The sequence below is a fragment of the Phycicoccus jejuensis genome, from assembly GCF_044797865.1.
GTDB lineage: Bacteria > Actinomycetota > Actinomycetes > Actinomycetales > Dermatophilaceae > Phycicoccus > Phycicoccus jejuensis.
The window spans coordinates 241,906-255,333 of the sequence record NZ_CP085209.1; the positions used below are offsets into that span (position 1 = coordinate 241,906).

Sequence of the window (13,428 nt, forward strand, 5' to 3'; positions counted from 1 at the left end):
AGGATCACCCGCACGACGCGGAATCGACCGCGTCGTGGAGTACCTCGCAGCCACGACCGGGATACGAATGGTCGCGCGCACCGGGGAGGCGGACTACCTGCGCTTCATCAGGGTCGCAGACAGACCCTCGTCCGCCGTCGGTCGACTGGGAGGGGAGCAGTTCCTTCGCTGCGCCATCGCTGACCTGGTTGTCGACATCGAGCGGGTCACTACATACACCGACACCAGCGAGGATCCACCCGCCCTCGCCGTTGAGCACGTCGATGGCGCGGGCACGCACCTGCTGATGGCTTGGCGCGGCGAGGGCAACGCCTGGCTCAATATCGGCCGCCCGGGCCCGGGACCGGGACTCTCCGATAAGGTCACGATCACCCTCCGTTGCGAGGAAGCCCCGACCCTCGCCGTACGTCGATCGCCAACTCTCAACGCCCCCGACCTGCTTTCCGTGTTGTGCGCGACAGTGATAGACGGGCACGTGGCGGTTCTCGCGTCGGCAGGCGCGAGCGTCGGAGGTCCTCTCCCTTTGCCGACGCGGCTGTCTCTCGCGACCGGCATCGTGGGTTCGGACGCACTGGCCACGAGTACAGGGGTGGCCATCGCCCACCACGCGGGCCGCGAAGAGCTGGCGTGGTGCGATGGCGACGGTCGCATCGTCATGGGTGACCTCCTGCGGACGTCACCGACGAGCGGTCGCGTCACCATCACAGCGGTGCTTCCGGAGACCAGCCGGTCGATGCCGACACTCTGCTCGCACGCCAGCGCACTGTACCTCGCATGGCGTGGCCTCGACGACCGGGTCAACGTGATGGTTCGCCCTCAAGGCGGCATCAACTTCATCGGCAAGTCTACGACCGACGAGCGCACAGACGGCCCGGTCAGTCTCGCATCCGCCGTCACCATGCCTGGACCCCGCCCGCAACTCTTCGCCTCGTGGCGCAGTCAGGACGGCGCCATCTCCATCGGCCGGGTCAGGGACGTGCCGGGAGACGGCCCAGTCCGCGTGAATCAACTGTGGCAACACGGGCGGACGAGCCACGCCAGCACCTCAGCGGCGCCAGCGATCGTTGGTGACGGCGGCGCGGCCTCTCTAGCCGTGGCATGGGTTGGCTCGGGGAACACGAACCTGAACGTGGCGCCTGTTAGCGCGCTGGGCGATGAGGCACTCATCCACGAGGTGGGGCACGCTCTGGGCCTCTTCCACGAGCAGCAGAGGAGCGATCGCGACCTCTTCGTGCAGGTCATCGGGCCCAGAGACGACTCGGAGTACCGAAACAACTACGAGGTCGTGGACGACGCGCAGAAATGTGAGGCGTACGACCTCCAGTCCACGATGCACTACCCCACAGGTCCGCGTCTGCAACCACTCCCAACAGGACCAGGGCCCGCCCCATCCGCAGCCTTCAGCCCGCTGGACATCCGGACGCTCCAACTCGCATACCCGATGACCAGTGTCCTGACCCTCCCCTTCACCACACCGTCATCACCGGCGGTGTCCCAACTCGGCGCCGGTGAAGGTGTGGCCATAGCGTGGCGAGACGACGGGAGCGATGACCTCAGCGTCGTCGGCGTTCCGCTCGAGCTGATTTACCGTCCCGGGGGAACGCTCTTCCCGACGTTCGGCGCCCCGGTGCCGTGGACGTCCACACCTGGGGCTCCACCGGCACGGCTCACGGGTGCCGACCTGAGGCCCGGAGCTCCTTGGCCACCGTACCGGCTGCCGGAGCGCTCGGCCGCGGGTCCCAGCCTCGCGCTGTCGACGATGTGCTGGCGCGGTGCTGGTAACGAGAATCTCTCGGTTGCGAGCCTCGGTGACATGGCTGTCCGCTGGAAGGTCGTGCTTCCCGATCGGTCGGAGTTTGCTCCGGCCATCGCACGGTGCGGCGGAGGATACCTCCTGGCGTGGACCGGCACGGACGAGCGGCTCAATGTCGCCCTCCTCGACGACCGTGGTGCGATCCTGGCCAGAGACATCACGCTGCAGAGGTCCGACGCAGCACCCTCGGTGGCTTGTGACACCGAGGGCCGGGCGTTTCTCGCTTGGAAGGGTGTGGGTAACGACGCCCTAAACGTCGCCGCCGTCCAGACGTCCTCAGGTTCGCTCGGCCTCGGCTCTCCGACGACGCTCGACGAACGTTGCGATCCTGTCACCGGACCCTCCGTGGCGTGCGTAGGACCTTGGCTGTGCCTCGGATGGAGGGGGAAGGGCAACGACTACCTCAACGTCATCACCTCGCCCGACCTTGGAGGTACCTTCAGCCAGAAGCACGTGTCGGGCGAACGTTCAGAGCACGCACCCGCCCTCGCAGGCTTCGCGACCGGGATCGGTCGACTGACCAGCCACGCCCTCGTCGTGGCGTGGACTGGTGTCGGCAACCATCGGGTGAATGTGGCGATCGTCGGGCTGCGTCTTCCTTGAGGCGAAAGCCGGCCTCACCCCTCGGGGAGGAGGCGCAGGTCGACCTCGGTGACCATCCGGGTCGAGAGGGCGTGCTCGACGAGCCGGGCCTTGCGATTGCTCGCGAGCTTGCCCGGGCCACCGTGCAGCCCGCGCGTCCCGGCGTCCGCCAGCTTCTGGCACACGTTGTCGAGCTTGCGGTTGAACTTGGTCGTGGTCCAGCCCAGGCGCGCGGCGGCGTCGGCGGACGAGGGGATCTGTCCCCCACCGGCGTACGTCGTGCGCAGGAAGCTCTCGCAGAGCGCGACGACGAGCAGCTTCTGGTCCGGGGTCATCGAGATCCGGCCGACGGTCGTCTGCGCGCCGGAGTCCTCCGGCTCGGGCTCCGCCGCGGTCTCGACCGACACGAACGGGGTGTCGTCGACGAGCACGTCGAAGTCGTACGTCGTCGGCCCGGCGGTGAACCACACGGTGAACGCCTCGAGCGCGAGCGGGATGCGCGCGCCGGGGCTCAGCCACGCTTGGAAGAGCCCCTTCTTGTCGGCGACCGTGGCGGTGAGGGTCGAGCCGACGTTGGTCAGCCACCAGAGCCCGTGCTCGTGGTGCACCTGGAGGAAGACGCGGTGCAGGTACGGGTTGTCGTCGACCTCGACGTCGGCCACCCGGCCGATCGTCATCGGGCGGTCCTCCGGCGCCACGTACAGCTCGCCGCAGTAGTCGACGGTCACCCCCATCGGGTCGTCCTCTCTCGCAGGGAAGTCGGCATCGACAGGCTAGGCGTCACGGCGCGGTCTCGCAGCGCACGGGCGAGAGGGGGGACGTCACGCCGGAGCTCCGCGACACCTGCACCTGGGCGCACACCGTCTGCCCCGAGCCCGCCTTCGCGGTGTAGCGCGGACCGTCCTTGACCGTGATGATCTCGGCATCCGCCACCCCACCCTCGGTGTCCGCCAACCGGACCCGGAAGAAGTCACCACTCTCGGCGCCGACGTAGTTCCAGGAGAACGTGACTCCGGCATCGGTACCGCGCGCGTCGATGGCCGGCTGCTCGGGGTAGTCGACCGCCCGGCTCGGGGCGGCGGTGCGCGTCAGCGTCCCGGCGGCGCTCGGGGTCGGCGCGGCCTCCTCGTCACCGCGGCCGAGGGCCCACACGACGACCCCGACCGTGACGGCGACGAGCGCCGCCAGCACGCCGAGCACGACGCCGCCGCTGACGGTCGTCGGGGCGTCGTCGTCCTCGTCGTCGTCCGGGTGCGCAGCCGCGGGCGCCGGGGCCGCCGGGGCGGGGACGGACACCGCGCGGATGCTCGTGCGGTCGTGGTCGTCGGTGCCTCGCGCGGCCGGCGACTCGGCGACCGTCGTGTTGCCCTGCTCGTCGAGGACGACCACCGCGGTCGGGGCCAGCCGCTGCTCGCGCTCGACGGCCTGGAGGCCGCGCGCCAGCTCGATCGCGCTCTGCGGGCGGCCGTCCGGGCTCTTGGCCATCGCGTGCGCGAGCAGCCGCTCGAGCGAGACGGGCACGTCGGCCCGGCCGGTGGCGGGCACCGGCGTCGCGCGGATGCGGGGCATCAGCGCGTAGGCGGAGTTGTCGCCGCCCGGCTGCTCGAACGGCGAGCGCCCCACGAGCAGGTGCCACAGGGTCGCGGCCAGCGAGTAGACGTCGCTGCGGGCGTCGCCGTTCGACATCCCGTAGAGCACCTCGGGCGCCGACCACGGGACGGAGACGCCCACGTCCTCGTCGACGTCCTCGGCGTGGCCGCCGCGCCCCGCGATGCCGAAGTCGGTGAGCCCCGGCTGCCCGTACTGGCTGACGAGCACGTTGGCCGGCTTGATGTCACGGTGGACGATGCCGGCCCGGTGCGCGGTCTCGACGGCGCTGGCCAGCTGGATCCCGGTGCGCAGCACCTCCTCGACCGTGAGCCGCTCCGCCTTGGCCCGCTGCGCGAGGTTCGGCGGCGGGTAGTACTTCATGACGAGGTACGCGCCGCCGTCGGCCGTCTGCTCGGACCGGAAGACCTGGACGATGTACGGGTGGTCGGCGAGCTGGGCCATCGTGTTCGCCTCGTCGACGAACTGCCGCCGGATGCTCGCCGTCAGGCCCTGGCGCTTGAGCACCTTGACCGCGACGTTCATCCGCGGCGACTGCTGCTCGTAGAGGTAGACGTCCGCGTACCCGCCCGAGCCGAGCGGGCGCACGAAGGTCAGGCCCGGGATGACCGGGGCGTCGGCTGGGGTCATCCCTCGACCTCGTAGGTCAGCGAGACCTCGTCGGCGAGGGTGATGACGGCTCCGGGCTCGATGCCCTGGTCCTCGGTCGGCCGCAGGCGCACCGGTTCCTCGCCGGGCAGCGCGACCGTGGTGCCGTTGGTCGACCCGAGGTCGCGGACGAGGACGTGCCAGCCCTCGAGGACGACCTCGGCGTGGTTGCGGCTGATGTCGCGGTCGACGCCGCCGACGCGCACGAGATGGGGACGCTGCGCCGCCGGGAGCTCCTCGTTGACGCGCGGCGAGCGCCCGAGGAGGACGCCGCGGTCCAGCGGCACCGAGCCGCCGGTCGAGATGCGCAGGACGCCGAGGGTCGGGCGCGGGATGGGGGTCGGCTGCTGCGGCGGGATCTCGCGCCGGCAGGTGCGGCACCGGCCGGCGTGCGGCGGTGAGTGGTGCCCGGCGGGGCAGAGGACGGCGAGGACGACCGGGCGGTCGAGGTCCTCGTCGTGCCGGGGCAGCGCGGCGCGCGCGGTCGTCACCTCCGGGGCGGCGTCCGGGACGGGGGTCGCGACCGGCGCCGGGACCGGCTCGGGGTCGGGGGTGGGTTCTGGCTCGGCGTGGTGCTCGGGCTCCGGCTCGGGCACGACCGTGCGCTCAACCGGCGGGGGCGGCGGCCCGGCGGGCGGCGGCGGGGGGACGGGCGGAGCCGCTGCGGCGGCCTCCGGGGGCGCTCCGCCGGAGCGGCGCCACGGCACGGAGTCGATGATCGTCCGGTCCGGCGGCGGGGAGGCGGGCACCCGCTCGGCCGGGGTCTGCCCGGCGGAGTCCTCCGGCGGGGGGAGCGTGAGGTCGGCCGGGGGCACGACGGGCTCGGGCTCGGGCTCGGACTCGGACTCGGACTCGGACTCGGACTCGGACTCGGACTCGGAGGCAGCCTGTGCATCGAGCGACACATCCGGCGATTCCTGCACGTCCTCGCGCTCAGGCCCCACCTCCGGCTCCGGCTCGGCGTGGTCAGGAATCGACACATCCGACGATTCCTGCACGCTCTCGAGCTCAGGCCCGACCTCCGGCTCCGGCTCGGCGTGGTCAGGAATCGACACATTCGACGATTCCTGCACGTCCTCGACCTCGGGCCCGACCTCCGCCCCCGGCTCGGGCACCGGGAGGACGGCGGCAACCGTGCCGGCGCGCAGCCGGGCCGGCCGGCGCCACCCACGGGCGACCTCGGGTTCGGGCAGCACCGCCGAGAGCACGACGTCGGACGCCGGCGCCTCGAGCACGACCTCGCGCCAGGGCAGCCGGTCCTCGGCACCGACGACCGAGCCGTCCGGCAGCGCCGCCGTGGCCACGCCACGCAAGAGCACCCGGACCCCGTCACCGTGCGCGGTGGCCAGCGCGAACGCCGGCATGACGAGCAGCCCGCGCGAGCAGAGCAGGTCGAGCAGCTGGAGCATCCCCTCGGAGGCCGCGTTCTCCAGGGCCTCGCGGTGCCGGTCGGCGACCTCGACGACGGCCACGACGTCGGCCCCCCGCACCTCGACGAAGCCGTCCGGCACCGAGGTTCGCACGTCGGTCACGGTCGGCTCCTGTCAGGGTCGGTGCAGGCCGGCGCGCGGTGCGGTGTCCGCGTCGTCGTCGTCCTCTCCGGGGTCGACGGCCACGACCACGACGGACACGTTGTCGCGTCCCCCGGCCCGCACGGCGGCACCGACGAGCTCGTCGGCTGCTGTCTGGGGGTCAGCGTACTGGCGCGCCAGCACCATGATGTCCCGGTCGTCGAGCTCGTTGCTCAGCCCGTCGCTGCAGATGACGAACCGCTCCCCCGGCGTCGGAGCCATCACCCACACGTCCACGCGGGGCGCGGGGTCGGTGCCGAGCGAGCGCGTGATGACGTTGCGCAGCGGGTGCGTCGCGACCTCCGACGGGTCGAGCAGCCCGGCGTCCACGAGCTCGCGCACCTCGGAGTGGTCGCGCGTCACCTGGTGCATCCGGTGGTCGGCGAGCCGGTAGACCCGGGAGTCGCCGACGTTGAAGACGACCCACTGCTCACGCCCGCCGGTGTCGACGACCACGACGCCGGTCGCCGTCGTGCCCATGCCGCGCTTCGCGGGGTCGGCACCGACGGTGTCGAGGATGCGCCGGTTCGCCTCGCGCAGCGCGGCGCTCACGTCGTCGGCGCTGGTCGGCGGGTGCTCCTCGAGCTCGCCGAGCGTCTCGACGACGATGCGGGAGGCGACCTCGCCGGCGGCGTGGCCGCCCATCCCGTCGGCCACGGCGAACACCCGGCTGGCCGCGATGACGCTGTCCTCGTTGTGCTCGCGCACCCGGCCGACGTCGGTGGCCCGCCCGGAGCGCACGAGCATCGAGCTGCCGCGCAGCACCCGCCCGGCCCTCACGCGTCCACCCCGTCGACGACGACGGACTCGAGGACCTGCTGGAGGAGGTCGTAGTCGTCGTCCAGGCCCTCGCCCGACACCCGGCCGCGCACGTGCACCGCCGAGACGGCGTCGTCGTCGGCACCGACCACGGCCACGAGGTGCACCTCGACGACGGCGCCGTCGGCGTCGTCGCGAGAGACGTTGTGCGCGGTCCACTCGCGGTCGGCGATCTCGACGAGAAACACCTCCTCGACCTCCCCCGATGCGCCGGCGGCCGCCGTGGCGACGGAGGACGCGACCGTCCCGGCGACGGCGTCCGGCGCCTCGACCCGGTGCCGGACCTCGACGACGACCTCGTCACCGGCGCTGCCCCGGCCGACGACGCGGACGAGCGCGTCCCCGGGCGGCGGGCACGACCAGCCGTCGGGGACCTCGAGCCGCAGCGCGGGCGGCGCCGGGCGGACCCGGGAGGGATACGCGACCACGGGCATCAGACGGTTCCCCCTCGGACGGCGGCAGGTGACCGACCGAGCCTAGACCGCGCCGCCGACCCCGACGATGGGGAGCGCTCCCCGGCGGTCGGTCGACGACGCCCTCGCGGCACGCCCCTGACCCGGGCGGTCGCAGGCCAAACGACCGCCTATCATGGGCGCGCGTCGTCGGGGTGACGGCGCAGGTCACCACCCGGGGGAGAGGAGCAGTCCGGCATGCGCCTGGCCCGAGCCGTTCCCGTGCCCGCCCGCGAGTGGGTCCGCGCCCACGTCCCCGACCCGGTCTGGCGCCAGATCCGCGACGTCGCCAACGGGCGCACGCTCCCCCAGCGGGCCGTGCGGGACCTGCGCGAGACCTCCGCCAAGGCGCGCGTCGCCCAGCACCGCCGCGGCTGGAGCGCGGTGACCGTCGCCGGGCAGGTCTACGTCGCCAAGCAGGTCGAGTCCTTCCGCGCCGGCGACGTGCTCGACGCCAACCTCGCGGTCGTCGCCGACGCCCTCGAGGCGGCCGACGTCCCCTACTTCGTCCTCGACGCCGAGCCGGGCACCCGCCGCGTCGTCGTCGTCCGGCAGCCGAACCGGGCGCAGGCCCTCAGGGCGCTCGCGGCCGCGTGCCGCGGTGACGTGGTCTACGTCGGCCGGGTCGGGGGCCAGCAGGTGCGCGGCGTCCGCGTCGTGCGCCCGCAGACGCTCCCGCGCCGGGCCAAAGTCGTCCGGGTCTTCCGCGCGTACGCGAGCCCGGACGGCCGCTTCATCGGCGGTCCGGCGCTCGGCTGCGACCTCGAGTTCTGGCCGGTGGCTTCCTCGGACCGGCCCGCAGCGGAGAACGGCGAGCCGATCCCGGCCGGCACGCTCGTCGCCCCCCGCGTCAACCGCTGGATCGACCTCATCACCCCCGACGAGCAGGAGACGACGCCGCGGCGCATCGGCGACACCGAGCGGCCGACCCTCGCCTCGGTCCGGTACCCCCACGTCCAGTCCGTCCAGTTCCCGGTCGACGTCGTCTACACGTGGGTCGACGGCAGCGACCCGGCCTGGCTGGAGCGCAAGGCCCGCACCCTCGAGGCCCGCGGCGGCGACGCCGGGGAGCTGCACGCCCTGGCGACCAACCCCAGCCGCTTCGTCTCCCGCGACGAGCTGCGCTTCTCGATGCGCTCGCTCGACATGTACGCCGACTGGGTGCGCCACGTCTACCTCGTGACCGACGACCAGGTCCCGGAGTGGCTCGACACCGACAACCCGCGCGTCACCGTCGTGTCGCACCGCGAGCTGTTCGGCGACCGCGGCCGGCTGCCGACGTTCAACTCGCACGCCATCGAGACCCAGCTGCACCACATCGAGGGCCTGAGCGAGCAGTACCTCTACCTCAACGACGACGTGTTCTTCGCACGCCCGGTTAGCCCCACGCACTTCTTCGTGGCCAACGGGCTGAGCACGTTCCACATGTCGAAGGCGAAGATCGGCCTGGGCCACCCCTCGGCCGAGGACGCCCCGGTGATGAGCGCCGCCAAGCGCAACCGCGACCTGCTCGCCGGGGCGTACGGCGTGACCATCGCCAACAAGTTCTGGCACGTCCCGCACGCGCTGCGCCGCTCGACGATGACCGACCTCGAGCAGCGCTTCGCCGACGAGTTCCGCGCCACCTCCTGCGCGCAGTTCCGCAGCCCGATGGACCTCTCGGTCGCCGCCTCGCTCGGGCACTACTACGGCTACCTCACCGGGCGGGCCGTCCCCGGCCGGCTGCGCTACTTCTACGCCGACATCGCCAAGGACGACACGCCCGCGCGCCTCACCGGGCTGCTCGACGAACGCAACTTCGACGTCTTCTGCCTCAACGACCACGACTCCAGCGGGATGGACCCCGCCGCGCAGGCGAAGATCGTCCGCAACTTCCTCCAGGCCTACTTCCCCCTCAAGAGCTCCTTCGAGCGCGACTGAGCCGGGCGACCGCCCCGCCTCGACGTGGTCGCGCAGCGGGGCGGGTCAGCGGTCGGCCCGGTCCAGGGCCAGGATTTCGCGATGGACGCGCGCGCACGCCTGACCGTCGCGCAGCGCCATCGTCGCCTGCATCCGCTCGACGTACCCGGGAGGCACCCCGTCCCGGAGGAGCGCGACCACCGCGTCGGTCGTCTCCGCCGTGGTCTGCGTCACGGGACCGAAGCCGTCGTCCTCGTAGGACCAGTAACCCCTGCGGTAGGGGTGGACCCCGGAGAAGAACTCCTCGGCGTCGAACTGGAAGTAGACCGTCGCGGCGTCGAGGTACGCCATGTCGAAGGCGAGCGAGGAGTAGTCGGTGACGAGCAGGGCCGAGCCCGCCATCATCTCCTGGATGTCGGTCGAGGCGTAGGCGCGGACCTCGCAGTGGTCCGGGACGGCGAACTCCGACAGGAACCCGGCCATGTTGGGGTGCGGCATGAAGGTCAGCGTGAGCCCGTTCTCCTCGCACACCGCGCGCAGCTCGTCGTCGTTGAGCAGGCCTTCCCACGCCCGGACGTAGTCCGACTGCTTGAACTCGGCGAGCCGCTCCTCCGGCGTCGAGTCGGGCCGGACGAGGAAGCGTCGCCAGGTGGGGCACACCAGCAGACGACGCTTCTCCGAGCGCGTCCCGAGCTCGCCGAGGCGGTCGTGTCGCGGGAAGCCGGTCAGCTTGACCTCACGTGTCGTGTACTCGTAGGGCGTGCCGTCCGCGACGAAGGAGTCCTGCTCCGCCGTCGTCGCGCTGATCATGAGCGTGATCGGCTTGGGGTTGACCCACCGCGACAGGTCGTCCTTGGTGACGCCGTGCTGCAGCCAGACCAAGCGCCAGCCGCCCCTGCGCAGGGCCTCGCGCTGGAACGGCTGGAGGACGTACCAGTCCAGGTGCGAGGAGATGAGCTTCGTGGCGTTCTGGGCGAGCAGCACGTGCTCGCGGCTACCGTGCGCGACGAGGCGGAACCCCTCCTGCCGGAGCCGGTCCCAGTCGCTGGAGTCGCGACGGAGGACGAACCACGAGTTGGTGGCGGGGGTGTTGTGCATCAACCATCGGTAGAGGTGTTCCGCGTTGTCCCCGGCCTGGACGTCCCGGTCCATGAGGATCCAGGCGTCCTCGTAGCGTGTCCGCACCCGCTTCGTGCGGGCGATCCGGACGGCCAGGCGGTCCGCCCTCTCCTGACGACGGGTCGGCGACATCTCCAGGCGCAGCTCGTGCGCCCATCCCTCCACGGACTTCCCGTACCTCTCCACGGTCTGCAGGCCGAGCCGCGCGGACGCCTTGGCACGGCGCAGGGCCCGGCGTCGCGGTCCGCCCGTGCGCGGGGCCGGCCGGGGAGAGGCCGTCGGGGACGGCTCCGGGGGTCGTGAGTTGGCCAGCTTGCGCCAGTACACGACGGGTCGCGCGGTGTAGACCGGATCCGGGGACTGACCGATGTCGAGCGGCACGGGACGGCCGTCGAGCGTCATCCGGATCGTCCCGTTGGCCGGCAACCACACGATGCGCTGGCTGATGAGCGTCTGCCCGAAGAACTGCACGGCCCTGTCCTTGGCGTGCCGCGGGGACACGACCCGTCCCCGCACCCGGAACTCCTCGACCGGCCGCTCGCCCGCGAAGTAGTAGGTGACGCGGACGAGCTCGCGTTTGCGGTCCAGGAAGGAGAGGGCGACGTCGGAGGTGGAGTAGCTGCCGCGCAGGCCCATCACCAAGGCCAGCCGCAGCTCGCGGCTCGTGGGCACCAGCGCGAAGGACTCGATGGTCTCGTCGGCGACGTGCTGCAGGATCGCCGCGACGGTCCGGAGGAACTCCTGGGCCGTCTCGGTGTCGAGCCACCCGGTCTGACCGTAGGTGCGTGCGTCCTCCCGGAAGTAGAACAGGAGGTCGTAGAGGAGCAGCGTCTGCGCCCAGAGCGGCAGCTCGCCGGACTCGTACGCCAGTCGCTCCGCGAGCCGGAGATACCCCACCCGCGGGAGGAGCAGGTACTTGTCGGGGTTGCGCCAGCTGCTCTGGATGAGTGAGCTGCCGTCGTCGCGTCGCCGGTAGAGGTAGCGGGCCTCGCGGACCACGGCGAGCGTGGGGGCCTCGCGCAGCCCGAGGTAGAGGGCGGTGAAGAAGGCGTCCTCGAAGTTGGGGCGCACGTCCGTCGGGAACTCGAGCCCGTGCTCGCGGATGCGGTCGAGTCGGTAGAGCGCACTGCCCGACTGCAGGTGGATGTACTCGGGGTGCCGTTCGAGGTTGACCAGCTGCGACCCACCGCGGAACTTCCGTCGCAGGGCATGGGTGTCGGAGAGCTCGCCGGTGCGGTCCGACAGGAAGATCTGCGGAGTGCTCACGAGGTCCACGGCGCGGCCCCGACGCCCGGTCACCCAGGGTCGGACCGAGGCGTAGAACTCGGGGTCCAGCATGTCGTCGGGGTCCGGGAAGTGGACCCAGTCGGCATCGACGTGCCGCAGGCCGAGGTTGCGGGCCGACGCCGGACCGCCATTGGGCTGGCGGAAGAGCCGCGCGTGCGGCGCGCGGGTGTCGATCCACTGCTGGATGATGGCGCCGGAGGCGTCGGGCGACTCGTCGTCCACGAACACCAGGTCGATGTCCTCCAGGGGAACCGTCTGCTGCTCGAGCGAATCCAGGAACGCCTGGACGTACTTCTCCACCCCGTACACCGCGACGACCGCCCCGAACGGGCGCCTCACCTGCGTCTCCACCTGCGTCCTCTCTCCGCAGCGCACCTGCTCACCCCACGCCCGGACGGCGTTCGGCAGGTGTCGCTGACCCCAGATCGGGCGTCAGTGTCGCACAGGCCCGAGGTGCCCCTCGCGAAGGTGCGCTCGGGACCGGGTCCCGGGTCAGACCGCCGCGGACGCGGGCGTCGGCCCCGGGAGCCAGGCGTCGGTCTCCGTGGTGGCCGGGTCCGTGGTCGTCGGCTCCGGCGTGCTCGGCGGCGGGTCCGTGGCCGGCGGCGGGGTGGTCGGGGTCGGGTCCGCGCTCGGCGTCGTCCCGCCGGTGGGGGTCGGGTCGACGTTCGACGGCTCCGGCTGCGGGGCGACCGACCCGGTGCCACCGCCGGTCCCCGTCCCGCCGGTGGTGCCGCTGCCCGCGGGGGTGCCGGCCTCCGTGGTCTGCGAGGGCTGCGGGGCGTCCGGCGTGGCGGCCTCCTTGCCGGTGAGGAGCCGGTAGACCTCGCGGCCCCACAGCTCGTCGCCGGCGCTGGACATCACGAGGGGGTCGCGGCCGGAGACGTAGGAGTCGGCCCGGCCGGTGTCCTCGAAGGCGGCGGCGATGTCGAGGGTCGGCAGGTCCGACTCCTCCGCCCAGTCGCTGACCGCCTCGCGGACGTCCTGCTGGCCGTCGCCGGCCGTCGGCGCCTGGAGCGTGACGAGCACCCGGGCCTGCGGCAGCTGCCGGCGGACGGCCTTCGCCGTCTTCTCGAGCCGGTCGGCGACCTTGTCGGCGGAGTCGTTGCGGCCGTAGTTGAGGATGACCAGGTCGGCCTCGACGGGCACCAGCAGCGGGAGCCGGGGCGCGGCGTAGTCGGCCTTGACCCCGGCGCGGCTGGCGTTGCGGATGGAGATCTTCGACCCGGAGGAGCCGTAGGAGCGCTCCTTGGCATAGACCGTCGGGTCCGAGGGGTCGAGGCCGCGCAGCTCCACCCGGTGGTCCTGCCCGAGGAGGGCGGCCATGACCCCGACCCACTCGGCGTCGCCGTCGCTCGTCTGGTCACCGAGGACGGCGAGGCTGACTGGCTCGCCACTGGTGATGAGGCTGCGAGCGCTCGGCGGCGAGGGCGCCTCGGTCGGGTCGACGGTCGTGCTCGTCGAGGGGCTGGCCGACGGCGACACCGCCACCGTCGCCTCCGCCTCGGGGGTCTCGCGGTTGCTGGTCATGGCGACGACGCCCACGACGAGCCCGATGTTCACCGCGACGGCCACGAGGCCGAGCGCGACATCGGTCCCCCGGAAGCGATTCACACGTCAATTGTGCAGC

General features: G+C 72.3%; 9 protein-coding genes. 2 read left to right on the forward strand and 7 right to left on the reverse strand.

Annotated features, from left to right (window positions below; translation table 11 throughout):
- Positions 1–34: 34 nt before the first annotated feature.
- Positions 35–2,416, forward strand: a complete 2,382-nt coding sequence (locus LG324_RS01095) for a M12 family metallopeptidase (RefSeq protein ID WP_404351005.1) — start codon at positions 35–37, stop codon at positions 2,414–2,416.
- Between the two features lie 14 nt (positions 2,417–2,430).
- Here the strand turns inward: LG324_RS01095 and LG324_RS01100 are convergent, their stop codons facing one another.
- From LG324_RS01100 to LG324_RS01120, 5 genes are read right to left on the reverse strand one after another with little or no spacing between them, the layout of a single operon-like run.
- A complete protein-coding gene (locus LG324_RS01100) occupies positions 2,431–3,129 on the reverse strand; it encodes a hypothetical protein (protein WP_404351007.1) in 699 nt (232 codons plus the stop codon).
- Positions 3,130–3,175: 46 nt separating this feature from the next.
- Positions 3,176–4,633, reverse strand: coding sequence for a serine/threonine-protein kinase (locus LG324_RS01105; protein WP_404351009.1), 1,458 nt, complete (start codon positions 4,631–4,633; stop codon positions 3,176–3,178).
- On the reverse strand, positions 4,630–6,183 hold the full coding sequence (locus tag LG324_RS01110; RefSeq protein ID WP_404351011.1) for an FHA domain-containing protein: 1,554 nt from the start codon (positions 6,181–6,183) through the stop codon (positions 4,630–4,632). The genes LG324_RS01105 and LG324_RS01110 overlap by 4 nt, the downstream gene beginning before the upstream one ends.
- 12 nt (positions 6,184–6,195) lie before the next feature.
- Entirely contained in the window at positions 6,196–7,002 is an 807-nt protein-coding gene (locus LG324_RS01115) for a PP2C family protein-serine/threonine phosphatase (protein ID WP_404351013.1), read from the reverse strand.
- Entirely contained in the window at positions 6,999–7,475 is a 477-nt protein-coding gene (locus tag LG324_RS01120; RefSeq protein WP_404351015.1) for a hypothetical protein, read from the reverse strand. The genes LG324_RS01115 and LG324_RS01120 overlap by 4 nt, the downstream gene beginning before the upstream one ends.
- Positions 7,476–7,691: 216 nt before the next feature.
- On the opposite strand from LG324_RS01120, the gene LG324_RS01125 reads away from it, so the two are divergent.
- Positions 7,692–9,413 carry a stealth family protein gene (locus LG324_RS01125; RefSeq protein ID WP_404351016.1) on the forward strand — a complete coding sequence of 574 codons (1,722 nt, stop codon included), beginning with the start codon at positions 7,692–7,694 and terminating at the stop codon, positions 9,411–9,413.
- A 45-nt stretch (positions 9,414–9,458) separates the two neighbouring features.
- On the opposite strand, the gene LG324_RS01130 is transcribed toward LG324_RS01125, so the two are convergent.
- Both LG324_RS01130 and LG324_RS01135 read right to left on the reverse strand, forming a co-directional pair.
- The gene (locus LG324_RS01130; RefSeq protein WP_404351018.1) at positions 9,459–12,137 is read right to left on the reverse strand and encodes a CDP-glycerol glycerophosphotransferase family protein; all 2,679 of its coding nucleotides are present in this window, start codon (positions 12,135–12,137) and stop codon (positions 9,459–9,461) included.
- Positions 12,138–12,290: 153 nt separating this feature from the next.
- A complete protein-coding gene (locus LG324_RS01135; protein WP_404351020.1) occupies positions 12,291–13,412 on the reverse strand; it encodes an SGNH/GDSL hydrolase family protein in 1,122 nt (373 codons plus the stop codon).
- Positions 13,413–13,428 lie beyond the last annotated feature (16 nt).